Raw genomic sequence first — 24990 nt, forward strand, 5'->3', positions numbered from 1 at the left:
ACGCCGGCTTTTTTAATGGGAAATATATGATATTCACGTTAATAAACGGCCGATTTCTTTAATTTTCAGACCGATAGAACATTCAGAGATACAGAATTTATGAGCATGTAATTTCCCTTTTTCTGCTCTCAGCTGTTTTTTTATCGGACAGCCTTTGCAATAAGTGCTCATTAAATCATCTACAGCTGAAATTGCGGTTTGTTTTTCCATTTTACTCATCCTTATCATTCCTGTTCAGACTTTTAATATCAGTTTGATCCATTGCCTGCTGAGCTAATTTGTGAGCAGGTTTATTTTGAGTTCTTCCGATATGGAGGTAGTCTGCTGTCATTTTTTGATTGCTTAATAACAGATCTATTCTGTCTGCCCATTTTGATAACTCCTGGTCATAACATGGCCATTCCCCTGACATTTGATTCGTTACTGTCAGTGCGTCACCATAGCATCTGATGACCTGCTGAAACCCTTCAGCAATCTTTAAGGCATGCTCTAATGCATAATATAAAGCTGCATATTCTGCTTCATTATTTGATTGTATCTGACTTATTTTTTTGTTCCTTTTTTCAATAAATGATTCCCCATCTTTTACATACTCTATCGTCCATCCAAGGCCTGCAGTTGAGCCTGCTTTGAAATAGGTTGCATCAAAATGGAGAGAAATATCTTTGGCAGCACCTGAAGATTTAGCCATCAGTTTTTTAAATTCTTTTGTACTCCATTGCTGACCCAGATCATCATGAATAGAAATCATGGCAAACCTTCCTGTCCTTTCGAAATCTGAGATAAATGAAAGTGCATAATGATCATCAATCCAATCACTTTGAAAAGCAATGCTCTCGCCTGAAGGGTGCTCATATTGAGCAGTAAAGTAAATTTTCAAATTTAATCCCTCCTTCATTCATACTATTGTACATTTGATTTGTTCACGTATGCAACTGCTGATACACTTCTGTTAGAGGTGATATGAATGATTGAACTTTTTATAGATGGCGCAAGCGCCGGTAATCCCGGATTAAGTGGAGCAGGTGTTTTTGTGAAAAATGGAAAAGACAGTCTCCAATACTCTATTGAATTAAATGAAATGACAAATCATGAGGCTGAATATGAGGCACTTCTGATGGGTCTTGAAAAATGTCTTCCATTCAAAGATCATATTATCTCATGCAAAACAGATTCACAGGCAGTATTTGCAGCAGTGGAAAAAAGATATATTAAAAACCAGAAGTACGCCCATTATCTTCCGAAAATCATTTTATTGCTGGACCAGTTTGATCTATTCTTCATAAAATGGATACCCAGCAAGGAAAATGCAGTTGCCGATAAGCTTGCCAGACAGGCGATCTATTCACAAAAAAAGAAGAGCTGATTGGCTCTTCTTTAAAGTGGCATACCTTTAAGCTTTAAATGCATAGTCATCTCATTTTTATTTTTCCATTCTTTACCTGACAACTCTTCTAGCACGGACATATAAAAGCTGGAATCGAAACGCTTTTGGCATTTAAGTGTCGCTTCAATCGCCATTTTAATCAGCTGATCATCTGCGCCTGTAAATTTTTTCCCAAAGTAGATAAACCCGATTGCCTCGTCATCAAGCTTGAATCCTCTAGCAAGCAGGTCAGCCACAAAATCATCTAATGATTTGTTCATTTCATTCCCTGCTCCATAAACCTTCTGACGGATCTCAGACCAAATTCATCTACTACGTCAAAGGCATGGCCCGGCAAACCATTCCAATCCTTTACAACCGGCGTTTCGAGTGGAACATCACAATAAATTTCTGCAAGCTTGCGCGAGAGATGAAGCATTTCCTGGTCCTGAGTAATTTTATTTCTTTGGCCCGGGGTCAGCTTTTCCAGGTTCTGCAGGACCCCATCTATTGAACCAAATTCTTTAATTAATTTGAATGCAGTCTTTTCTCCGATGCCTTTTACACCAGGGTAGCCATCACTGGTATCTCCCATCAGCCCTTTAACATCTATAAACTGTTGAGGAGTAATATCATATTCCCGGATAAACCTGTCCAGGTTGTACGTTTCATAAGTGCCAAAACCTTTTTTAACCAGCCACACGTCCACATTAGGTCTCAGCAGCTGCAATAGGTCTTTATCTCCACTTACAATGCTGATTTTGCTATCCGTTTCCATTGTGGCAATCGTGCCAATACAGTCATCTGCTTCATATCCATTAACACCTACGTTGTGGAAGCTTAGTTTTTCAGCAATTTCTTTAACGAGATCAAATTGCGGAATCAACTCTTCAGGAGGTGCATTGCGGTTTGCTTTGTAAAGGGAGAACTCTTCATTACGAAATGTTTTTTTTCCCATATCCCAGCAAACGGCTACATGTGATGGTTGTATTAATTCTGCAGCAGTCACAGTATGTTTAATAAATCCCTGTATCCCGTTTGTTGGAATACCATTTTGGTTATACATAAATTGATTCGATATTGCAGTAGCAAAGAATGATCTGAATAATAGAGCCATTCCATCTATTAAAAGTACATGTTTCATTTTTTTCTCCTTTTTAATTGGCATTGTTAAAGTTGGCTGTTGACTGCAGCGAGAGGGGAAGCTTTCCGCAGCCAGGCGGTCAGCCCGCAGGCTTCGCCTAGGCCTCACACGCCCCTTCCTGCCGCAGGAAGTCGCCCCCTTACACCGCAATCTTCAAGCTATGCAGAAACAACAATGACCTTTGACTAAGCATTTTAGTTAAACCTTAACCATATCTGTTTAATGATCTTTATCTTTTTTTCTGATGTGGGTTGCATCTCCAAGCTCTATATCATGATGGTCGTAGGACACCCAATCGCTGTAACTGCCGGGATACAGCTTAACATTACTAAAACCTGCGAGTTTAAGCGCAATATAGTTGGGACACGCTGTAACACCGCTGCCGCAATAAACGATCAGCGGCTGTTTTTTATCCCATTCAGAAAACCTCTTCGTCTGCTCCTCGGCGTCAAGCATCCTTCCCTCTTTAAAGCTGTTCACCCATTCATTATTAATCGCTCCAGGAATGTGTCCCGGGACACGGTCAATCGGTTCGTGATCGCCAATATATCTGGAATAATCCCGTGAATCAACCAGGCATGCACTCTGATTTCCTGAGACCACATTTTCAACCTCTGTGCTGTCAGCCACAATATCATGCTTTACATAAAGATTGAACTCCGTATCCTGAGTTTCAGGCACAGCTCCAGTTACAGGATACTGCTTCTCTGACCATTCGCTATAACCACCGTTCAATAAGTAGACCTGTTCGTGTCCCGCATAGTGCAGCAGCCACCAGGCTCTCGCAGCCATTGCGCCTTCTCCATTATCATAAACAACAACAGGTATATGATTTGATACACCTGATTGCTCCATTTTTCGCTTAAAAAAATCTAAATCCGGTAGTGGATGCCTACCTCCATGATCTTGAACTTCTCCTGATAAATCGCGATTAAGGTGCAAGTAATATGCACCTGGAATATGTGAATGCTTGTATTTCTCCTGACCTGCATCTGGATTTTGTAAATCAAATCTGCAATCCAGAATTGTCACCGGGTTACTTAACTCTATTTGTTCAAGTAACCATTCTGCTGATACTGATGCCTGCATATTTATCCCCGCCTTTTTTTCATTAGGTCGATCACATGTTGTTTCGGTGTCCAGCAGCTAAACTGATAATGAGGTCTGGTTTCATATCCTAACCTTTCACATTTATACTTCATTACCCCTTCATTTCTTTCTGCTTTAAAGTAAATACAGGTAGCACACACATGATAACTATTGTCCATCTGATGATATCCTTTTGAGCGCACTTTCAAGTTTTAAAGCATATGCTTCAGAATATAGGTTCTCCACTGCCGCGTCAATTTGTGCTGACAGATCAGACTGCCAACTGCTGTATAATACGTTTTCAATCCTGGACATTTCTTTATCAATCCATTCCTTTATCTGACCGCTCACTACATCTGTCTCTATCAGGGCTTTATCCTTTAACCTATCTTCAAGAGCGTGCATCATAAATTTCTTTTCATTTTTTTCAAAGAAAGATTTAGTGTTTTTAAACATGGATTTTTCATGGCTGAAATCAGATTCTTTCACCTGATCAAAAATACGATTAAAAGTTAATAATTCAGATGTTTCAATAGCAGCTTCCGGTTTAACGCCCTCAGGAAACAGCTGTTTAATCTCATCCCAAATGCGGTTCATTTCAGATTTGTAAAGCTTCAATATCAGCTGTTCAACTCGGTAGTTAACGACCTTGAATTCCTGCGAAAGATCAAAAGCCACCATATTAATACATTCTGATAACGCCTCTGAAAGAGCGGTTTTATTAGACTTCCCATGGAAACCTGCAGGGTTGAAAGATTCCTTAAAGAAATCTGAAAATCTGTAAAACACCCGCTGATTAACGTAATGAAGCAGTTCTTTTAACTCCTGTTCTGTTTGAGCTCTGGCACTTTCTTTGAAAGAAAAATTAAAATAGCTGTTCAGATTTTCAGATAGCGCAGTAAGGTCTGATTTTCTCTGCGCCTTTTCTTTTTCATCCGATCTCATCTGTTTCAAAAGAACCTTCATTCTCTGCAGTGTCTGTTCATAATAGTCAGCTGTGTTATTTTTAACAATTGAATCAAGCTCCCGGTCAATAAATGTTGAAAATTCATTCTGAAACTGCTCCAGACCGGAATTCTCCTCATTTTTTAATGCCTGCAGACTTGATACGCCAAAGATTTTTGGGTCCGTAACTCCAAAAGTCTGAAGCTGCTTCTTCACATACTGAATGACGTCCTGTTTTTCTTCTTCGCTTTCAGCAAGGTCTACTGCGTTGACGATAAAAAACATTTTATCGTGATCAAAGCTTTCTTTAACCCTTCCCATCTGTATCAGAAACTCACGATCAGCCCGTGCAAACGCATGATTGTAATAAGTAACAAATAAAATTGCATCAGAACTTCTTATATAGTCAAATGAAACATCAGTGTGTCTTGCATTTACTGAATCTGCTCCTGGGGTATCAACTAGTGTAATGCCTTTATCAGATACTGAGGAAGATGTGTACAAATCAATTGCTTCTACAAAACATGACTGATGTTCATTAGATACAAAGCCTTGAAATTCTTTATACGCTACCTTTCTTTTCTGGCCAAGCATGTTTTTATATTCGTTCCATCCTTTCAGAAATGCACGAATAAAACTTTTCCTGGATTCTGATAGGCCAGACTCTTTCTTTATGATGTCAGGGAGATGATCTGCCATTTCTTCAAGAGTTTTTATTTCATTTAATTGTGAGGCTTCTTTCAGGTCTTCAAATAGTTCTTCTGACTGTTTAAAATGAACGATAACCGTTTCGTCAGGATGCCGCTGATCGGGCGGAAATATCTTGTTTATCGAAGCGGTAGTGGGATTTGGTGAAACAGGAAGTACCTTATTACCAAGCATCGCATTCGCAAAGCTTGATTTGCCTGCACTGAATGCCCCGAATAAAGCTACTGTATATTGTTTATTTTTCAACCGCTCCGCCTGATCAAAAAGCATTCGGGATTGTTGCTCGAATCCTCTGATATCACTTGTTTCACTGGCAAGCTGCAGTGTTTTTCGCAGCAGCACCTCTTCGTCGATATCACTTGAAGGAGCTGATTTGGAAATGGCTGGTTCATTTTCTGACAGTTCACCATCAGAAACCATCTGATCAAGGCTTGACAATTTTACAATCGTTTCATCCTGATTCCAGTTATGTTCCCATTCATTTTTTAAAAATTGATCGGCTTTCATATGATTCAGTGAGGCGATCTTACTTTCTAGTTCTTCGATTTGCTTCAATATATTTACCTTTTTTGATATTTCATTCTGGTCCGCTGATTTTCTTATTGCAAATTCTTCTATCTGATCATCAAGCGTCTCAAGAATGTCATCTTTTATAAAAAGCATTTGAGATTTAATTTCACTTTTGAAGTTTTCAGCCAGTGCCTCACAATAATTAAGTAACGCTTCACCTGTGAACCCGGCACCCGATTTAATGTTTTTATCAGCTATGATCTCCGGTTTTTCAATTGCAACATTCTCTATTTTTTCAGCCCAGCCGTTACGGGAAATACCTGCATGTTCGAGAAACTGATACATGATTGATTTTGCATGCCAGACAAGCTGTTCATCGATGACTGATTTAAGACGTTGATTAAATTCAGCTTCTCTTGCTTCTTTTTCCTGTTTCGTCTTTTTTCCTGAAAACAAACCTCCCGCTTTAAAGTTTGGCTGCCTGGATTCAAGATATTTTTCAGCGAGAATTCTCACATCTGACGGCATAAGGTAACTCGACTGAAGCATTTTATTCATTTCCTGATCATAATTCCCTGACCAGTCTTCAAATGAATGTATCGTTCCCTCAAGCTCTTTTGCCTGTTCATAGATCTTTTCTTTATTGTTTAAATCTTCATCAGTCACAATCAAGGAATACGCTTCAATAATTTCCGCCTTTTCTTCTTCTAAGAAGCTTAGCATTTCTGATTTTAAGACACTTAAAGAGCTCTCCACTGATTCAGTTAAGAGTGAATATCTGTTTTTAGTCATTATAGAGATTTCATTTTTCAGTTCGCTGCTCTGGTTTTCTAAGTGATCGGGCTTTTTAAGTGACGTATAGAAAAACTTTTCCGGCATTGCATCCCAGTCAAAAAACGCTCTTTCAACAGCGTTTTTATAGGTATTGAATGAAAGCTCTTCTTCTCTATGTTTATCCACCTGATTAATCACAGCATAAATTTTCCGGTTATGCTGTGACATATTTTTTATGTATTCAAAGTTCATTTCCGACTGCACATGATTATAATCCATAACATAAAATAACAGGTCAGCAAGGTGTACTGCAGATTCAGTCGATCTTTTGTGTGCATCATCCACTGAATCAATCCCAGGCGTGTCAAGCAGTGTTACACCATGAGGCAGATTGGTAGAGTTTTTCCACAGATCAATTCTTTTTACCGTTAGACCCTCTTTTCCTAACTGGATAATCGATGTTTCATCGAGCGGGGGTTCTAATTCGTACATTGTCTGATCGGCAGCAGTGACCCTCACTGGTTTTGCTGAACCTGTATGTAAAGCAATCAGGTTCGCACTTGTTGGAATCGGGCTTGATGGCAGTAAGTGTTCCCCTGCAAGATAGTTGATCATTGCTGATTTCCCTGCAGAAAAATGTCCACAAAAGGCAATAACAATTTGTTCACGGTAAAGCTTCTCTGCCAGGTTCTTAGATTTTTCTGCCCTTTCTGTATCACCATACTCAACAGCTTTTATATGAAATGCCATACAATCATTGATTAATTCATCTTTCCGGATAATAAAATCCGCTTTATTCACATAGACCATTCCTTTTTGTTCGATTATATCTACTATTGTAACGAAAAAAAGATATTGTCGTTTGAAATTTTATCAATTCTTAAAAAGAAATTTATAAACCTCTTTAATAAGCACAAAGTAATGGTATAATAGAATCATTATTTACACTGGAGGTTTTCATGAACACATCAAAAGTAATATCAAATCTTTTAAATGGAATGGTTCACTCTATCAGTAAAGTCGTGCCGGTGTCCATTCAGCATAGCAATCCTTCTGTATTAACTGTGCCTTATAAGCAGGATCAGATTGCAGTTTTGATCGGAATGACAGGGGAACTTAAAGGAAATATCCTGATTGATGGTGATAAACAGCATTTCAGCAGCCTCGGTGAATCGATGTACGGTATGTATCTAGAAGATGATATGCTGATCTCATTTATCGGTGAAGTCGGAAATATGATAGCTGGTAACCTCACAACTTATATTTCCTCTGAAGGAGTAGAAATGGATATTACACCGCCCTCAGTTATGACTGGTGAGACAACCATGCATAACTTTAAACAGGCCATTCATTTACCATTTGAAGCAGCGGGTATAGGTCATTTTTCAATTCTTGTTTCTATCCAGCAATAAAAAACAGAATTCTGCAGGCAGAATTCTGTTTTTTATATTATTTCAATTAGTTAAAACCCGTTAATTGTCATACCACCGTCTACAAAGAGCGTTTGACCGGTTACATAGCTTCCGGCTTCTGATGATAGAAATAGTGCCGGACCGATCAGTTCTTCCACCTGACCAACTCTTTTAAGAGGTGTTACAGCCAGAATTTCATTTAAATAATTTTCATCTTCAAGCAGATGTTTGGTCAGAGGCGTTTCAAAATACCAGGGGCCGATTGAGTTCACTCTTACTCCTTGAGTCCCCCATTCATAAGCAAGAACTTTTGTCATCTGGATCATAGCGGCTTTTGAAGCTGCATAAACGACCCCCGTTTTAAGCGCGACATGCCCTGCAACTGAGGACACTGATAAGATACTGCCGCCACTTACCTGCTGCTGCATTCTCGTACCGACTGCCTGGGACATCATAAAAGCGGATTTCACGTTAGTATCCATGATTCTGATCCACTCGTCTTCCGTTACATCATTCGCTTTAGAACGAATGTTCATCCCGGCATTATTTACAAGAATATCAATGACCTGAAAATCATTGAATATCCTCTCTACCGTTTTTCTTAATTCAATCGTGTCTGTTACATCTACCGCGTAAACAGACGCTATCCCGCCAAGTGCTTCAATTTCACTTTTTACCTGTTCAAGCTCCGATTTTGTCCGTGAACATAAAATCAATTCCGCCCCTGCTTGTGAAAACCCGATCGCAAGCGCCCGTCCAATGCCTCTTCCGGCACCTGTGATAATGGCTTTTTTACCCTCTACTCTGAATGAAGGAAGAATCATGCTTTCACTCCTTATTTTGCAGGCTCAAGGTCATATAGTGCTGCATATTTGTCCTGCAGATATTTAATCAGATACTCTGCGTTAAGTCCTTCACCGGTTGCTTCATGTAAAATCTCAAGCGGCTTCTTTGTTTTACCGAAGCGATGTACTTTTTCAGTCATCCAGTTTTTAATCGGTGCAATATCACCGGTTGCAATACACTGATCAAATTCAGGAATATCTTTCAGCATAGCATTTTTGAACTGGGCTGCATACATATACCCAAGTGCATAAGAAGGGAAATAACCGAATGCACCCCCGGACCAGTGAACGTCCTGCAGGATCCCCTCCGCATCATTTGATGGTACTACTCCTAAATACTCTTTATATTTACTGTTCCAGACCTCAGGCAGTTCATTCACTTCATACTCACCATTAAACAGACCTTTTTCAATTTCATATCTGATCATAATGTGTAGAGCATAAGTCAGTTCATCTGCATCCACTCTGATCAGTGATGGCTTTGACTCATTGATACCTGATAGAAACTCTTCCACTGAAACATCATTGAACTGTTCAGGTGAATACTCTTTCAAAGATGGCAGGTGACGCTTCCAGAATTCAGGGTGTCTTCCAACGAAGTTTTCCATGAATAATGACTGTGATTCATGAATCCCCATTGATGTTCCTCCGCTGAGAGGGGTTCCCGTTAATTTCGGATCAATATTCTGCTCATACAATGCATGTCCGCATTCATGGATTGTTCCGAAAATTGCCCCCCGGAAATCATTTTCATCATAACGAGTTGTAATCCGCACATCACCAGTGTTCAGACCTGTTGCAAATGGATGTACTGTTTCATCAAGTCTTCCTGCATCAAAGTCGTAACCCAGCTCCTTCAGCACATGTATACTGAATTCCCGCTGTGCCGATTTTGGAAAATGTTTATAGATAAAAGATGTTTCCGGTTTAACAGCAGATTGCTCAATCCCTTTTACAAGCGGAACAATTGCTTCACGGACTTTACCAAATACTTCATCCAGCACCTCAACTGTCACTCCAGGCTCAAACATATCCAGCAATGTGTTATAAGGGTTACCTTCATAGCCCCAATACCCAACAAATCGTCTAGTGGTTTCAACAAGCTCCTTCAGGTACGGTTCAAACATCGCGAAATCAGATTGTTCACGTGCTTCTTCCCAGACACTTTCAGCTTTTGATTTTAATACAACGTACTTCTTAAACTCGTCTTCTGGAATTTTGCGGTTACGGTCAAATTCTTTCTCACATTCCTCTACCATTTTAACTGTTAGCTCATCCAGCTCACTTTTATGTTTATTCAGTTCTTTTATGTAGTCTGCCATCTGGTCTGAGGTAGACAGATTAAATACTTCTGATGACAACATACCAATTACTTCAGAGCGCTGATCGATTGCTTTTTTCGGTGCTCCGGTACGTAAATCCCAAAAAATCAGTCCCAATGCTTCCTGATAGGCTGAAATTTTATTCAGGTGGTTGATAAAATCTTTTTTTACTGTTTCTAAAGTCAACGTAATCCCTCCAGTCAATTTCAATACTTATCTTATCATACTTTTCTGAAAAAATAATGAATTTGCTTCGGGACTTGAAATAAATAATTAGGAGCCCGGGACTGTGTCCCGGGCTCCTAAAAGCAGTAAAGGGGTATACCCCTTAGCATTTATATTTTATCTAATAATCTCCGGCTCAACAGGAAGGATTTTTTTAATCGCCGGTATCCACTTTTCTTCATCTTTTGATAAGAAAATTGTAATTTTTCCTTTATCAGATGAAGAACGGATTAATCGGCCTGCACCCTGCTGCAATCTTAAGAGCATATATGGGAGATCCACTTCATTTATCGGGTCTACCGAATGATTACGTTTTGCTTCAAACACCGGATCATCAGGCGGGAATGGAAGAGAATCAATGATAACCTGATTCAGACTTAACCCTGGTACATCAAGACCTTCCCATAAATTGATTGAAGCCAGTACTGAAGAAGTATCTTCCTGGAATTTCTCAACCAGTGTACTGATTTCTTCATCACCCTCAAATAGACACTGCTTGTCATCTATCAGGTTAGTAAACCTGAATAAATCCTGATCTTCATAATTGTTAAATAAAATTAGTGATCCGCCATCGTTTTGATTGACGATGTCAGAAATAGCGGACGCACGATCTGTCTCATCGAGCACTCTCACCTGTATACTCATAACTTCATCGTATTCATACGGAGATTCTACTGTAAATGATGAGTAGTCGTCGATTCCGAGACTGGATGCTAAATACGAAAAGTCTTCATCAACTGAAAGAGTGGCTGATGAAAATATGAACGGCAGTTTTTTTGAAAAGACTTCTTCTCTCAAAATTTCCTCTACCATTCTTGGCATAATGACAAGCCTTTCATCTTCAAAATTTTCTTCAAGCCAGATAATTGCGTTGTCATCTTCAACCAGTAATTTTAATGAAAAAAGAACGGTTTCAAGATATTCTTCTGAAATTTTAAGATCGTATTCATCTATTACATACATTTCAGATTCAAATACCAGTTCCTCAAGCAATTCATCTATTGATTTTTTCAGTCTGGCAGAAGCCTTGATCAATTGATCAGACTTTTTAATTTTCATTCTCTCTGAACTATGGTCTGCACTGCTTGAAATTAAAGCAAACCAATCATCATGTAACTCAAGTATGGAGTCTATCAAATATAACGTCTTTTCTCTTATATCATTACCTGAAAGCTTTGAAAGAACTTTTTCCATCGACTGCATTGACGTTTTATAGGTCAATGCTTTTTGTGCAGCATATTCTAGCAGATGTCCTTCATCAAAAATAACGGAGCTTGCTTCAGGAAGCAACGGAAGCTGTCCTTCTCTTACTCTGGCATCCTTTGTCCAGATATGTTCCATATAAAAGTCATGTGAGCAGACAATCAAATCACCGGACTGCCTGTAATATTCACGATGAAGTGTCTGACCGCAGCGATGTCTCACATCACAGCTCAGGCAATCCTGAAGAGAATCATAATTTACAGCCTGCCACTGTTCATCATCTAAATATGGATACTCTTTTCTGTCGCCATAAGGGTAAAAGGATGACATGGATCCTGCTCCATAGACGAATTCGGGAAGCTGCAAATAAACATCCTCAATTGCTTCATCTTCAGTCCGTTTATCAGCTTCATCAAGCTTTTTCAAACATAAATACTGTTCTCTGGATTTGGCGAGCCTGACATCAATCTCCATATCCAGCATCTTTTCAATTTTTTTAATATCCCCGGTTGGTTTTACTAATTGTTCTATCAGTGTTTCATCCGCACACGCGATAATAGCCGGTCTGCCTGTATACCTTGCATAAGCAACCGCATAAAGCAGATATGCAATTGTTTTACCAGTACCGACTCCTGCTTCTGCAAAGATAACTGATTTATTTTTATAGGCCTGTTCAAGCTGAAAAGCCATAAATATCTGCTCATCACGCAGCTCTAACCCTTTTTCAGGTAATATGTCATAGAAGACATCACCAATCCAGTCTCCCAGAGCTTCATAGAATGACTGGTCGCTTGTTACAGGAAAAGGTAGGCTTTTTGTATTCATTCAATCATTCCCTTAATCATTTTTACGTTTAGGACGCTGACCAAAATATTGATAATAATCTGTACGAATAAACCCGTTAAATAATTTGCGTTTTTTAGTTGCCTTTTTACCATATAAGTCTTCAAAATGAGGATGTGATGTAATAATGTACTTTGACCACGTCGGATATTGTTCGAAAACCTCACCCATATCACGGTACATTTCTTCAACTTCTTCCTCTTCCCCGATCCGTTCACCGTAAGGCGGGTTTCCTACAATGACGCCGTAATCATTATAAGCGGTGAAGTCTTTTACCTGCATTTGTTTAAATTGTATTAAATCACCGAGCCCCGCTTCTATGGCATTTTCCTTAGCCACTTCAATCATCTTATGATCTACATCTGTCCCGTAGATCTCAAGCGGCTGATCGTAATTTGCTGCAGATTCTGCTTCTTCTCTCACTTTATCCCATAAAGCTTCAGGAATGATCGGCCATTCTTCTGATATAAATTCACGGTTGAACCCTGGTGCAATGTTCTGCCCGATTAGCGCTGCTTCTATCGGAATTGTACCTGAACCGCAGAATGGATCATGAAAAGGACGGTCGGGACGCCAGTTTGTTAATTTGATCAGTGCAGCAGCCATTGTTTCTTTTAACGGTGCTTCCCCCTGACCTGTACGGTAGCCTCTTTTATGTAAGCCCGCACCACTCGTATCAACGGTAAGTGTCACTTTATCATTTCTGATTGCAACTTCAATTTTGTAAGTAGGACCTGTCTCTTCAAGAAAGCTCATTCTTTTATATGCTGCTTTCATTCGCTCAACGATTGCTTTTTTTACAATAGACTGACAGTCAGGAACACTGTATAGTTTAGATTTAACAGACTTACCCGACACTGGAAATGCTGCATCTACCGGCATTAGGGTTTCCCAGGGAAGTGCTTTTGTCCCTTCAAAAAGCTGATCAAATGAGTAAGCATTAAATTCACCCATCACAAGCTTCACCCGGTCAGCGGTTCTCAGCCACATATTCGCTTTTACAATTGCGAGTTCATCCCCTTCAAAAAATACCTTGCCGTTCTCTACTGTAGTTTCATAACCAAGATCTTTTACTTCTCTTGCAACAATCGATTCGAGTCCCATCGCTGCTGTGGCGATCAGTTTGTACGTAGCCATGTTTCACCTCGTGTTATATTTATGATCATTTCATCTATGCTCATCATACCCTGTTTCGAAAGAAAAAAGGCAGACCTCCTGATAATGGTCATGCCTTCTGATAATTTCACTATAAAATTGGTCAACCAGCTAATGGTCTGTAAGCCATGTTTTGTTCATGCGTACTTTAACGCTTATTAAGCTCGTACGACATGCGGCAATCATCTATCTGCCGGCATAAATACCGGCCTTTCCCTCAGTTCATTTCCCCTGGGAAAGTGCCTCTACCATTGTTTGAGTTTCTCACTCGTGGGGTTTACCTCGTTCCACTTCTGCCATTTCTGACAGAACTACGTCACTGTGGCACTTTCAAGAGATGCATACCGTATCTTAAAAAGACTTAGGTATCTTCTCTGCCGTCAGCCTGACGATTCAGGCTGCCTCCGCTTATTATTTCGCGAAGCACGAACACTACGGGCATCTCAGCACCGTGTGAGCATGGACTTTCCTCTGCATAACGCAGCAATTGCCCAACCATATAGCCGGTTTCGCCAAAATCAAATTATACAGTGAACATTGGTAATAAGCAAGAAGCTTTTATTACCTGTCCTCGTATAATTTTCTGCCAAACACTTCTTTTTCCAGATTAGACAGTCTCTTCAAAATATCAAAATTTGTAGTACCGCTTGCAGTTGTCTGCGGCTGAGTCTGTTGTACGGTAGATCTGCGCTGAGGTTCCGCAGTGCTTTTCTGTGCTTTCTTCAATTCATTTTCAAGCGTTTCAATTCTTTCAGTAAAAGCTTCATAATCTTTAATAATCTGGTCAAGAAATGCATCTACTTCTTCAGGCTTATAGCCTCTCATTGCTGTTTTAAATTCTCGTTCAAGGATTTCTTTCGCAGTTAATTGTGCAATTTCGCTTTTCATTATTATTCACCTCGGCATTCGTATCCAGTATATTTATTTTTCCAAAAAGCAGGTCGCTTGTCAATCAGGTTCTATTTCATTTAATGCTTCTTCATCTGCAATCCACTGTAAATCCTGAAAATTAATATACATAATTTCCAATTTATCAGTTTCTGCATAGTTTTTCGCTTTTTTCACAAGAAAACCGGGCGATCCGTCTTTTTCCTCATCATAGACAATCAGTAAACCATCAGCTTTCCGGAGTAGCAAGTCATCTCTATTTTTAAACTGTGAGGGATCTGTATAAGATTTATTAGAAACAGATGCCGTAAAGTCAGCACTTTTAAGGATATTTTGATACTTGTTCTGATTCTCTTCATTCCATTTTTCTTGCTGGTTCAAAAAAGGTGTTATTACAGCCAGCTGTATTTGAGCATGGTCACGTTTCATTTGTATGACCTCTTCTGCGGCCCACTGTTCAATACCGAGTCCCCCGGATACAATGACCCATTCAAGACCTTCTTCTATAAGGGGTTCCACACGCTGTCTGATTGCTTTTTTAATGATCCTAACTGCAGGATCATCAGATTTAAAAATGCCGATTTCCTGTGCCCGATATCCTGAGATAACGAGTGTTTTCATATTGATCACCACATTTTATATAGACGTTTATCAAAAAAAGCGGCGGGACTATTTTATCCTGCCGCTTCCAGATGCTTTTACTCAGCTAACATATCCGGTTCATTACTTATTATAATATTGAAAGCTGATCTCCAATTGCCGAGAATACGTAAGCAGTAGCTCCAATCACGAAGAAAAACAACAATAACAGTAATTTTCTCATACTTTCAACCCCAAATATAATCAATAATTTAATAGTACAATTGTTTCGCACATGAAACAACCATCTAATAAACATAGATTCTTGTCTATTTTGTGACAATTATGCAATCCCCTGCGGAAATTAGTCGAAATGAAGGGTTGAAAAAGCTGTTAAAACGTCGGTTTATGCGCTTGCCCGGGAAATACTTTAATGATTTCCACGTAATTTCCGGGAAATACGATTTAACCTGTGTTTAATTTCTTCAAGCTTTTTTTGCTTATATTCTTCTTTTACTACATCACGATCCAGTGCTTTTATCGCCTTCATTGCAAATAAATAGGCCTGTTGATAATCTTTTTTTTGATGCTCAAAAATTTTTGAGATCTCAATTGCGGAGATTCTTTGTTCTTTATACTCACTATTTTTCAGGGAAATTTTAAAAAGCTTAATTGCCTGATCAAATTTTCTCTGGTTTTTATATTCATAGGCCAGATGAAAAGCAGCAGAAGGATTTTCATCCATTTCATACGCATCTTTCAGGTATTTTTCTGAAATCAGCTGTTCCCCTTCTTTTTTAAACCACTTTCCGGTTTCAAGTTTTTCCATGCTGTTTTGATTCAGATCTGTCCCTAACAGCTGAAGACTGATATGAGTATAGAGCGTAATCAATGATAGAATGTCTTTTTCATTATGCTCAAGTACCTTCAGCATGCCTTCAGGATGCTTTCTTTCTACAAAATCAAAGTAGATTGCCGGTGCCAGATAGCCTGGCACATCGTCCGTTCTGACAAATCCGAGTTTCTCTTCTTCAAGACTTTTTAATTTTAATGATTTCAGGCTGCTCTTCCATAGTCTTTTAGCTGCATGATATAAATCAAAATGACCTGTTTCAGGAAGTTTTGGCACATGATTACGTATTAATGTATGACGTGATTGCACCTGAGGCCAGTCAAAAGACTTCCCATTAAAAGTAACGAGTGTTTCGTAGTTAACATTTTCTAAAAAGCTCAGATACAACGCAATCTCATTAGATGGATCAGTTAAAATATGTTGTTTTAATATGACTTTGTCTTCCTTAAATGTCGCGTAACCAAGTAAAAATATTGTAGTGCCTGTCCCGCTCAGTCCTGTTGTTTCAGTATCGAAAAAGAATAAGTCCTCAGGGTTAAACGCTTTGGCAGATAGTGAATGATCAAAATTGGTCTGGTTCCATGATTTTACTACCTCTGAGAAATCTGAAAGCCTGTAATGGCCGTGCTGATGATCTGCAGAATAGTGAACTTCTCTGATCAGACAGTACTGGTCTTCATAGACATATACATTTGTCTGATGATCTTTCCAGATATCCATATGAGGCAGTTTTTCAGTTACAACTTCAGATTTCACTTCACTTTGCTGTAAATGAGGCTTCATCCGTGCAAGCTTTTTTTTAAAGTTCATTTCGAGCATTCTCCATTGCTTCTGCAAATAATGTTAATAGTGTGTATGCATCTTTCTTTCCACCTGAGAATGAAATCTCGGTCCCGACGCATGATGGACACCCTTCCTCACAGCTGCACCCTTTTACAAGTAAGGCTGCTTCCCGGATCAGGCTGCCCCCTGTCTCATATACCTTTTCACTCAGCCCGATTCCCCCAGGATAACGGTCATATATAAATATAGTAGGCAGTTGATTATGAACTGCTTTTACCTGTGGAGTAATCTGGATATCCTGAGGGTCGCACATGACGTATACAGGAACGATTGCTTTTAGGGCATGTGCTGCACCTATCAGACCCTGTTCGATTCTTTCATCCGTCATTTCATGAAGATCCTCATTTAATGCAAACCATGCTGCACTTGTGTGTAATTCTTCTTCAGGCAGATCGATTGGTCCTGAACCGATGTTTTCATGTGTATCAAATTTAATTTTCTTAAATATTGTAGCCATTGCCCTGACGGATACATCCCCGTATGAGACCCTCGCTTGATCAGTTTGTTTACATTTGTCTTCTTCAAGCACTGATAGCTGAACTGCAAGATTTGCATCCGTATAATAATCGACTTCCACTTCTCTTACAAATGCCTTTTTTTCTTCCCAGTCAAGAAATTCAACCTGATACTGGATACCCTGGTGAAGATAGATCGCTTCATCATGTAATAGTGTCATTGCGCTGAAACGGTCCATCTCGCCGAGTACTTTATGATCAGCAGTTTCTGTCTGATCAATGATCACTACATTTTCCTGTGAAGCAGATCTGAGACTGATGTTGTGAGCAGGAAAGGCATCATTCATCCAATGCCATTTATTTCCTGAAAAATGCAATACACGTTCTTCTGTTAAATATTCAAGCAGATCAGCAGGATCGATATCACCAAAAAGCTCGTCCCGTTCAAAAGGAAGCTCAAATGCAGCACATTTTAAATGATCAAGCATGATAATGATATTTTCAGGATTAATCCTGGCTGTCTCTGGACTTGCTTCAAGAAAATAGTCAGGATGCTGAATAACAAACTGATCCAGAGGACTTGAACTTGCCACCATAATAATTAAGGCTTCTCCCTGTCTTCGTCCGGCACGCCCTGCCTGCTGCCACGCGCTGGCAATGGTCCCGGGGTATCCGGTCATCACACAAGCCTGGAGCTGTCCAATATCAACTCCGAGCTCGAGCGCATTTGTACTTACAACACCATACACATCCCCTGTACGTAGCCCTTTTTCAATTTCTCTGCGCTGTGTGGGAAGGTACCCGCCGCGGTAACCCCTGATCGATTTTGGTCCGAGTTCATTTTTCACGAGCTCCTGAAGATAAGTAAGAATTATCTCAACTCTTACTCTGCTCCTGGCAAAGACGATGGTTTGTATTTTTTCTTTTAATAACAGTCCTGCAATTCTTCTGACTTCCAGTGTTGCACTCCGTCTGATATTCATCTGGTGATTGACTACAGGAGGATTATAAAATACAAAATGTTTTTTTGCTGAAGGAGCTCCATTCCTGTTGATCAGTTCCATTTTGTTGCCTGTAAGATTTTCTGCAAGTTCCTTTGGATTTGCAATCGTTGCGGATGTGCAGATAAAAATCGGATCACTCCCGTAAAATTTACAAATTCTTTTTAATCTTTTAATCACATTTGCCACATGGCTGCCAAAAACGCCCCGGTAAATATGCAGCTCATCAATCACAACATATTTCAGATTCTCAAAAAGCGATACCCATTTTGTATGATGCGGAAGTATCGCTGAGTGGAGCATATCCGGATTTGTAATGACGATGTGGCCCGCCTTTCGGACTTTCTGTCTGATTCCTGCCGGAGTATCCCCATCATAGGTATATGAATTAATGGAAGCCTCAGCAAGCTCAAGCAGCTCATTTAACTCCGTTTTCTGATCCTGAGCCAGTGCCTTTGTAGGGAATATATATAATGCCCTGCTATGTTGTTCTTTCATGATCTGATGAATTACAGGAAGGTTATAACAAAGTGTTTTACCTGATGCTGTCGGTGTAACAGCAGTAATAGAATGACCGTTATTGACAGCTTCAAATGCCTCAGCCTGGTGTGAATAAAGCTGCCCGATGCCCCTGCGCTCCAGCGCTTTAACCAGGTCCGGGTGAACACGATCAGGAAGCGGTGCATACACCGCTTCCTTAGGTTCTATCGTATGCCATTTTATAATCTGATCTGAAATTTCCCGATTCTGTTTAAAGTTTTCTGCGATTTCACTTAGCGTCTTCTTACGCATGCGATCACCTCTGTACCCCTATTATACGAACATATATTCCTTCATGCAAATAGGGTTAAGTTTTTATTACCTTTGTGATAGATAGAATGAGCTGATTCGCCTGGCTGCACGTATTTACGAATTGGTTACAGGTTGACATAATATGATTAAAGTCAACTTTTTGCCTTTTTTCCTCTTTTTCCTCTTTTTTTACTCCTGGTTCTTCGGCAGCATAATGATATAAAGGACGACAGCAATATGGACAGAAATACACGGTCATTCCCCTTTTTAGATAGCTTATGCCTATCAGTGCTTTAATGATCCTCCAGAATTGCGCTTAATTGTTCTAATACATAAAGACTTGATTGTATATAGCTCTTGAATCGCTTGTAGCTTGTTTCCGGGAAAAAGCACTGTACAACAATTAACTCAATATTTTCAGCAGTTGCAGCAATTTGATTCTGGTGAATATTTTTTTTCGGTTGATTGATCAGATAATTTGATGCAGCTTCTTTCCACTCGGACAAAATAGAATGTGCGTGATCTGCAAATGGTTTGACTTCTGTGTAAAAATCACCCTTAACTTTTGAATCTCTTCTATTGTTATATTCCTGATCTGCATGTCTGGTTATTTCAATTAATTTATTCGTTTGTTTTAATATCTTATCCGGTTTCAAATGTAACACCTCAATTTAGTTATACAGTTAGTTTAACAAACGAATGCCGGACTGTAACTTTAATTGATGTATGTACGTCTAATTTTACGACCAATCAGTTTGATCAAACCACGCATGTGGTATGATGTTCAGGTGAGGTGTTACACATGGAATTTCATTATCCAAATGGAAAAAAATTCAGCTCTAAACCTACTGTGAACAGTGCTGTAAAAAAAGAAAAGTCATATTCTCACGGAAAAAGAGGAATGACCCTCGAAGAAGATCTTAATGAAACGAATGACTATTATGTTCATTCCGGTACTGCAGTTATTCATAAAAAACCTGTACCAGTGCAGATCGTAAATGTAGATTATCCAAAAAGAAGTGCTGCTGTTATTAAAGAAGCTTATTTTAAGCAGGCTTCTACCACCGACTATAATGGTGTTTATAAAGGAAGTTACATTGATTTTGAGGCGAAAGAAACGAGAAATCGTACTTCTTTTCCACTGCAGAATTTCCATCAGCATCAGCTTGATCATATGAAACAGGTCACTGCTCAAAAAGGAATTGCATTTGTCATTATCAGGTTTTCATTGACTGAGGAAATATTCCTGATGCCGTACGTGCAGTTAAATCAATTTTGGGAGAGGATGTTAAAAGGCGGAAGAAAATCTATGACAAAAAAAGAAATAGAGGAAACTTCCTACCCTATCCCTTTGGGGTTGCACCCCAGGATAGATTACCTTAAAATTATAGATCATTTGCTTAAATGAGCTTTTGAAAGAGAGGAAATGTTAAATGGCTGATTATAAATCACGCGAAGAAAAAAGGAATGCGCAAAAAAATTCCAAGACCAAAAATAAAAAGAAGAAAAAAGGATCTATATTTAAAAAGATTATCATGACAGTCCTGATCGTTGGACTGGCCGGACTATTGTTTGGAGGCGGCTTGTTCGCCTACTACGCTTCACAGGCTCCGGACCTGAATGAAGAAGATTTTATAGACCCGATCACAACAGAAATTAAAGATGTTAATGGCGATGTTTTCGCAAGGATTGGTGCACAAAACAGAGAGTTTGTATCTTATGATGAAATTCCCCCGGTCGTTGAAAATGCAGTCCTTGCAATTGAAGATAACCGCTTTTATGAACATCAGGGCGTAGACTTTTTCCGTCTTGTTGGAGCAGTACTTGCAAACATTACTGAGGGATTTGGTGCTGAAGGTGCCAGTACATTAACACAGCAGGTCATTAAACAATCTGTTCTCACACCTGAAAAGTCACTTGAGCGTAAAGCCCAGGAAGCATGGCTTGCATATCAGCTTGAACAGGATTACAGCAAAGAAGATATTTTTGAAATGTATGTAAATAAAATTTATTACTCAGACAGCATTTATGGGATCAGAACAGCGTCTCAATACTATTACGGTGTAGACCTTTCAGATCTTCAGCTGCACCAGGCAGCCCTCTTAGCAGGACTACCGCAGCGCCCTAATGCTTATAACCCATATGAAAATCCTGATCTTGCAAAAGAACGTCGTGATATTGTACTGCGACAAATGAATAATCATGGCAAGATATCTGAAGAAGAAATGAATCAGGCAATTGAAACAGATATCACAGATGGTCTTGTAGACCGCAGTGAAGGTTCTGAAAATCCAAGACAACAGCTTGCAGCTGAAGAATCGAAATATGATGCTTTTGTTGATGTCGTACTGGATGAAATTGATGACCTAGAAGATGTTAACCCGTATGAAGATGGTTTAACCATTAACACGACACTTGACCCGAATGCACAGACGATCGTCGAAAATACGCTGAATGATGGAAATATCCAGTTTCCTGCAGATATGAATGATGTGATGGCTCAGGCTGGTGTGACATTGCTTGATACCGAAAGTGGTGCAATCAGAGCAATCGGCGGCGGCCGCGGATATGGAGATGAAGTGCAGCGTGGCTTTAACTACGCTACTGATCAGACCCGTCAGCCTGGATCAGCAATTAAGCCACTGCTTGATTATGCACCAGCAATTGAATATCTGGACTGGTCTACTGCACAGACAATTGTCGATGAGCCTTATGAATATTCAAATGGCTTTGCACCAAATAACTATGACGGTCAGTTCAAAGGACCAATGACAATGAGAGAAGCTTTAGCAGATTCTCGAAATATTACTGCAATTAAAGCCTATATGGAAGTTGGCCAGGAACAGGGAACTGAATTCCTCAGAGACCTCGGCTGGAACTTTAACACAGAAAATTGTGGTGAAGTACTTTGTGAAAGTGCAGCAATTGGTGGTGAGCCTGAAACAAATACATTAGAAATGGCTGGTGCCTATGCAGCATTTGGTAACAAAGGCGTTTATAACGAGCCGCATTCAGTTACAAGTATTGAATTCAGAGACGGCTCATCAATGGAGCTTGAGGCTGAATCAGAAGTTGTCATGAAGGATTCTACAGCATACATGATGTCAGATATGCTAAAGGATGTACTTGAGCCTGGTGCAACAGGTGAACTCGCTCAGGTGAACGGTCTGCCGCTTGCTGGTAAGTCAGGTACAACCAACTATCCTGAAGATATCCGTAATGCTAATAATATTCCATCAAATGGAGCGCCTGATTCTTGGTTTGCAGGATATACAACGCAATACACTGCAGCAGTCTGGCTTGGGTATGCAGCAGATGTTAACCAGAACTACCTCTCTCCTCAGGACCGCTGGGTTTCCCAGTATATATTTAGAGATATTATGAGAGGCGTTCATGAAGGAATCGAAACACCTGATTTTGAAAAGCCGGATAGTGTGGTTGAAGTGGAAATTGAAAAAGGCACTTCTCCGGTTCAGCTGGCGAGTGAATACACGCCTGATGATCAGAAATCAGTTGAATTATTTATCAGAGGTACAGAGCCGACTGCTGTATCTGAAGAATTTGTCGTTCCTGACCTGCAGGCCCCTTCTAACCTGTCAGCAGAGTACAATGAGGAAAATGGTACAATACAGCTGACCTGGGATCACAGTCAGGAGGAAAACGATGATCGTGATGTAGAATTTGAAGTGCTAGTGAGCATCGACGGCGATGAAGAACGTGAGCTTGCTGTTACCTCTCAAAACGGGTTGAATATTGAACAAGTACAGGAAGGCTCAACTTATACGTTCACAGTTACAGCGATCGCTGATGATGAACGAAGCAGTTCTGCGAACACGAATATTGAAATTGTACGTTCTGAAGATGAGAATCAGGATGAAGAAAACGAAGAAAATCCTGAAGAAGAACAAAATGAAGAAGAAAATCAGGAAGAAACGCCTGAAGATAATCAGGATGAACAAACTCCAGGTGAAGGCGACGGCAATGGAGAAGGTCAGGGCAACAATGATGGCGAAAACTCCGGAAATAACGATGAAGAAAATCCTGATCAGGGAACAGGTCAGGAAGAAGGAGACAGTGGGAATGAAACCCCTGAAGAACCTGCTGAAGGTTCTTCAGACGGCACAACTGATTCCGAAGAATAAAAAAGAAAGCGCGGAGGTCAAATTCCGCGCTTTCTTTTTTTTATGGCTGCAAATTTAGCAGATGTTTTAGTCAGCTCCCGGAACATTTCGTCCAGCTGGATAAAAGAAAAGTAAACAGCAGGTCTTTTCATCACAAATGAGATCCGTTCATGCGGGTTCATGATTGATACTTCAAAATGTTTTATATCCTCTGCCCACGTCGAGACTGATACATGCTTTTCATTTGTCCAGTATAAAAGTGTAAAGAAAAGCGAAATTCCTTTTACCATAGAATCAAATGTCTTTTCAGCCTGACCTTCAAAAAGCGGCCTCATTTCATCTGAAAGAACCTTCCATTCCTCATTGATGGAACCGATACAGGATTCAATATCCTCCCAGGGCTTTACTTGATGATGCCTAGCCAGTAGATCTTCTGCAAAATAAGGGTCAAAACTTCTTTTATCATCTATCTCCACTTCAACGTGATCTGGCTGATAAAACAATGGATGCTTATACTGATCCGGCAGTATATATTTCATGATTATATCTCCTGCCTCAGTTTCTTTTGTCTTTTCTTCCCTTCGCGGCATAAGTGCAGCAATGGACAATTAGCGCAATCCGGCCTTTGAGCTTTACAGTGATAGCGGCCGAAGAAAATCATTCTGTGATGAGTGACCGACCACTCCTCCTTCGGCACTTTTTTCATCAGCGTCTGTTCTACTTCAAGGACTGAGTCCTTCCACCTGCAGATACCAAGCCTTTTGGATATACGCTCTACATGTGTATCAACAGCGATTGCAGGCCAGTCAAATGCAACGGACATAACAACATTTGCAGTTTTTCTGCCAACGCCAGGTAAAGTAGTCAGTTCTTTGTGATCTGCCGGGATCTCACCATTATAATGCTCTATTAATCTTTCACATAAATTACGTATGTGCTTTGCCTTATTTCTGTATAAACCTATAGACCTGATATCCTGCTGCAGTTCTTCGAGCGTTACATTCAGGTAGTCTTCAGGTGTTTTATATTTTTTAAAAAGGTCCTTCGTCACTTTATTAACCAGCGCATCTGTACATTGTGCTGATAATAATACAGCGATCGTTAATTCAAATGCATTGTCGTGAATTAACTCACAGTGAGCATCCGGAAACATTCTTTCCATTTCATCTAGACACTCTCTAATTTGAGGCTTAGTCAGCATATTATCACTTCCAGTCAATTCTCAAGCCAATTATAAAATGGCGCAGGCTCATGAGGTTTCTCTGTCTGATTTTTTGGTTTTCTGAATTGCTCCCCCTGTTTTTTTGCGTCTTCCGGGGATTTGATGCCTTTTTTCTTCCATTCAAATAATATGCGGTCAATATATCTGAAGTTCAGTTTTTCAGAAATGACCGCCTCTCTTAATGCAGATTTTACGATCTCCGGACTGTGATCATCCTGATCAATCCACATCGCAAGCGTTTCACATTCCAGTGGTGATAAAGGACGGCCGAATTCCCGTTCGAACATTGTATAAAGGTCCGTCTGCATTGCCATCGTCTGTTCAACCGTTTCCTGGAACTGTTCCTGACCTGCAATGTTCAATATGCAATTCCATAATGGTTCGAGTGAATAGTGCTCTGTTTTAATTTCTTCTTCACTATTATTTATTTCAAGAAGATTTTTTTTAATCAGCTTTTGAATGATCTTCAGACATTCTGATGAAGTTAAAGTCATTCTTTCAGCGATCTCATCGGGTGTCGGAAAATGATTTCCCTTATCTATAAATGAATGAAGCTGAATGAGCAGCATGCTTTCAGTTTCGGTGAGATTCAGTTTTTTGTAATACTTCAACAGCATTACAGGGATCGCTGTGTATCCCTCTTTAATCCATTTTTGCAGTGGAAGCTGTGCCACTCTGTCCCCTCCTTTCAGCTT

General features: G+C 39.8%; 22 protein-coding genes and 1 other RNA gene. 4 read left to right on the plus strand and 19 right to left on the minus strand.

What is annotated here, in order from left to right; genetic code table 11:
• Positions 1 to 33 precede the first annotated feature (33 nt).
• Together LG330_RS10025 and LG330_RS10030 are read right to left on the minus strand one after the other, a co-directional pair.
• Positions 34 to 219: a zinc-finger domain-containing protein gene (locus tag LG330_RS10025; RefSeq protein ID WP_404403416.1), complete on the minus strand. Its 186-nt coding sequence runs from the start codon at positions 217 to 219 to the stop codon at positions 34 to 36.
• Positions 212 to 880, minus strand: a complete 669-nt coding sequence (locus LG330_RS10030) for a reverse transcriptase-like protein (RefSeq protein ID WP_404403418.1) — start codon at positions 878 to 880, stop codon at positions 212 to 214. Before LG330_RS10030 ends, LG330_RS10025 begins: the two co-directional genes overlap by 8 nt.
• 87 nt (positions 881 to 967) lie before the next feature.
• Between LG330_RS10030 and LG330_RS10035 the strand changes: the two genes are divergently transcribed.
• On the plus strand, positions 968 to 1366 hold the full coding sequence (locus LG330_RS10035; protein WP_404403420.1) for a reverse transcriptase-like protein: 399 nt from the start codon (positions 968 to 970) through the stop codon (positions 1364 to 1366).
• Between the two features lie 11 nt (positions 1367 to 1377).
• On the opposite strand, the gene LG330_RS10040 is transcribed toward LG330_RS10035, so the two are convergent.
• The 4 genes from LG330_RS10040 to LG330_RS10055 form a co-directional block, all read right to left on the minus strand.
• Positions 1378 to 1647, minus strand: a complete 270-nt coding sequence (locus LG330_RS10040; RefSeq protein ID WP_404403422.1) for a DUF6123 family protein — start codon at positions 1645 to 1647, stop codon at positions 1378 to 1380.
• The gene (locus LG330_RS10045; protein WP_404403424.1) at positions 1644 to 2510 is read right to left on the minus strand and encodes a 5'-3' exonuclease H3TH domain-containing protein; all 867 of its coding nucleotides are present in this window, start codon (positions 2508 to 2510) and stop codon (positions 1644 to 1646) included. The genes LG330_RS10040 and LG330_RS10045 overlap by 4 nt, the downstream gene beginning before the upstream one ends.
• A gap of 219 nt (positions 2511 to 2729) precedes the next feature.
• Entirely contained in the window at positions 2730 to 3599 is an 870-nt protein-coding gene (locus LG330_RS10050) for a sulfurtransferase (protein ID WP_404403426.1), read from the minus strand.
• Between the two features lie 168 nt (positions 3600 to 3767).
• The gene (locus tag LG330_RS10055) at positions 3768 to 7337 is read right to left on the minus strand and encodes a dynamin family protein (protein WP_404403428.1); all 3570 of its coding nucleotides are present in this window, start codon (positions 7335 to 7337) and stop codon (positions 3768 to 3770) included.
• A 158-nt stretch (positions 7338 to 7495) separates the two neighbouring features.
• Here LG330_RS10055 and LG330_RS10060 point away from each other — a divergent pair, with 158 nt between their 5' ends.
• Complete coding sequence (locus tag LG330_RS10060; RefSeq protein WP_404403430.1) at positions 7496 to 7948, plus strand: chemotaxis protein CheX; 453 nt, start codon at positions 7496 to 7498, stop codon at positions 7946 to 7948.
• A gap of 50 nt (positions 7949 to 7998) precedes the next feature.
• Here LG330_RS10060 and LG330_RS10065 read toward each other — a convergent pair whose 3' ends face one another.
• From LG330_RS10065 to LG330_RS10110, 10 genes are all read right to left on the minus strand, one after another.
• Positions 7999 to 8772 carry an SDR family NAD(P)-dependent oxidoreductase gene (locus LG330_RS10065; RefSeq protein ID WP_404403432.1) on the minus strand — a complete coding sequence of 258 codons (774 nt, stop codon included), beginning with the start codon at positions 8770 to 8772 and terminating at the stop codon, positions 7999 to 8001.
• Between the two features lie 11 nt (positions 8773 to 8783).
• Entirely contained in the window at positions 8784 to 10307 is a 1524-nt protein-coding gene (locus tag LG330_RS10070; RefSeq protein WP_404409561.1) for a carboxypeptidase M32, read from the minus strand.
• Positions 10308 to 10457: 150 nt separating this feature from the next.
• Complete coding sequence (locus tag LG330_RS10075; protein ID WP_404403434.1) at positions 10458 to 12368, minus strand: ATP-dependent DNA helicase; 1911 nt, start codon at positions 12366 to 12368, stop codon at positions 10458 to 10460.
• A gap of 12 nt (positions 12369 to 12380) precedes the next feature.
• Complete coding sequence (locus LG330_RS10080; protein ID WP_404403436.1) at positions 12381 to 13523, minus strand: class I SAM-dependent RNA methyltransferase; 1143 nt, start codon at positions 13521 to 13523, stop codon at positions 12381 to 12383.
• A gap of 135 nt (positions 13524 to 13658) precedes the next feature.
• Positions 13659 to 14040, minus strand: an RNA gene (rnpB, locus tag LG330_RS10085) — RNase P RNA component class B.
• Between the two features lie 62 nt (positions 14041 to 14102).
• Positions 14103 to 14429, minus strand: coding sequence for a cell division regulator GpsB (gene gpsB / locus LG330_RS10090; protein ID WP_404403438.1), 327 nt, complete (start codon positions 14427 to 14429; stop codon positions 14103 to 14105).
• A gap of 60 nt (positions 14430 to 14489) precedes the next feature.
• Positions 14490 to 15050: an SLOG family protein gene (locus tag LG330_RS10095; protein WP_404403440.1), complete on the minus strand. Its 561-nt coding sequence runs from the start codon at positions 15048 to 15050 to the stop codon at positions 14490 to 14492.
• A gap of 388 nt (positions 15051 to 15438) precedes the next feature.
• Entirely contained in the window at positions 15439 to 16671 is a 1233-nt protein-coding gene (locus LG330_RS10100; RefSeq protein WP_404403442.1) for a ribonuclease H-like domain-containing protein, read from the minus strand.
• Complete coding sequence (locus LG330_RS10105) at positions 16661 to 18952, minus strand: DEAD/DEAH box helicase (protein ID WP_404403444.1); 2292 nt, start codon at positions 18950 to 18952, stop codon at positions 16661 to 16663. The genes LG330_RS10100 and LG330_RS10105 overlap by 11 nt, the downstream gene beginning before the upstream one ends.
• Positions 18953 to 19245: 293 nt before the next feature.
• The gene (locus LG330_RS10110) at positions 19246 to 19608 is read right to left on the minus strand and encodes a YppE family protein (protein ID WP_404403446.1); all 363 of its coding nucleotides are present in this window, start codon (positions 19606 to 19608) and stop codon (positions 19246 to 19248) included.
• Between the two features lie 146 nt (positions 19609 to 19754).
• Here LG330_RS10110 and recU point away from each other — a divergent pair, with 146 nt between their 5' ends.
• Both recU and LG330_RS10120 read left to right on the plus strand, forming a co-directional pair.
• A complete protein-coding gene (recU, locus tag LG330_RS10115; protein ID WP_404403448.1) occupies positions 19755 to 20360 on the plus strand; it encodes a Holliday junction resolvase RecU in 606 nt (201 codons plus the stop codon).
• A 25-nt stretch (positions 20361 to 20385) separates the two neighbouring features.
• Positions 20386 to 23094: a PBP1A family penicillin-binding protein gene (locus LG330_RS10120; RefSeq protein WP_404403450.1), complete on the plus strand. Its 2709-nt coding sequence runs from the start codon at positions 20386 to 20388 to the stop codon at positions 23092 to 23094.
• A gap of 17 nt (positions 23095 to 23111) precedes the next feature.
• Here the strand turns inward: LG330_RS10120 and LG330_RS10125 are convergent, their stop codons facing one another.
• The 3 genes from LG330_RS10125 to LG330_RS10135 are packed head-to-tail and all read right to left on the minus strand — an operon-like array spanning position 23112 to position 24969.
• A complete protein-coding gene (locus tag LG330_RS10125) occupies positions 23112 to 23612 on the minus strand; it encodes a YpoC family protein (protein WP_404403452.1) in 501 nt (166 codons plus the stop codon).
• Positions 23613 to 23614: 2 nt separating this feature from the next.
• The gene (nth, locus tag LG330_RS10130) at positions 23615 to 24274 is read right to left on the minus strand and encodes an endonuclease III (protein ID WP_404403454.1); all 660 of its coding nucleotides are present in this window, start codon (positions 24272 to 24274) and stop codon (positions 23615 to 23617) included.
• A 14-nt stretch (positions 24275 to 24288) separates the two neighbouring features.
• Entirely contained in the window at positions 24289 to 24969 is a 681-nt protein-coding gene (locus tag LG330_RS10135; protein WP_404403456.1) for a DnaD domain protein, read from the minus strand.
• Between the last annotated feature and the right edge of the window lie 21 nt (positions 24970 to 24990).

It is taken from the genome of Jeotgalibacillus malaysiensis, from assembly GCF_044789845.1.
In the GTDB taxonomy this organism is placed as follows: domain Bacteria; phylum Bacillota; class Bacilli; order Bacillales; family Jeotgalibacillaceae; genus Jeotgalibacillus; species Jeotgalibacillus malaysiensis_A.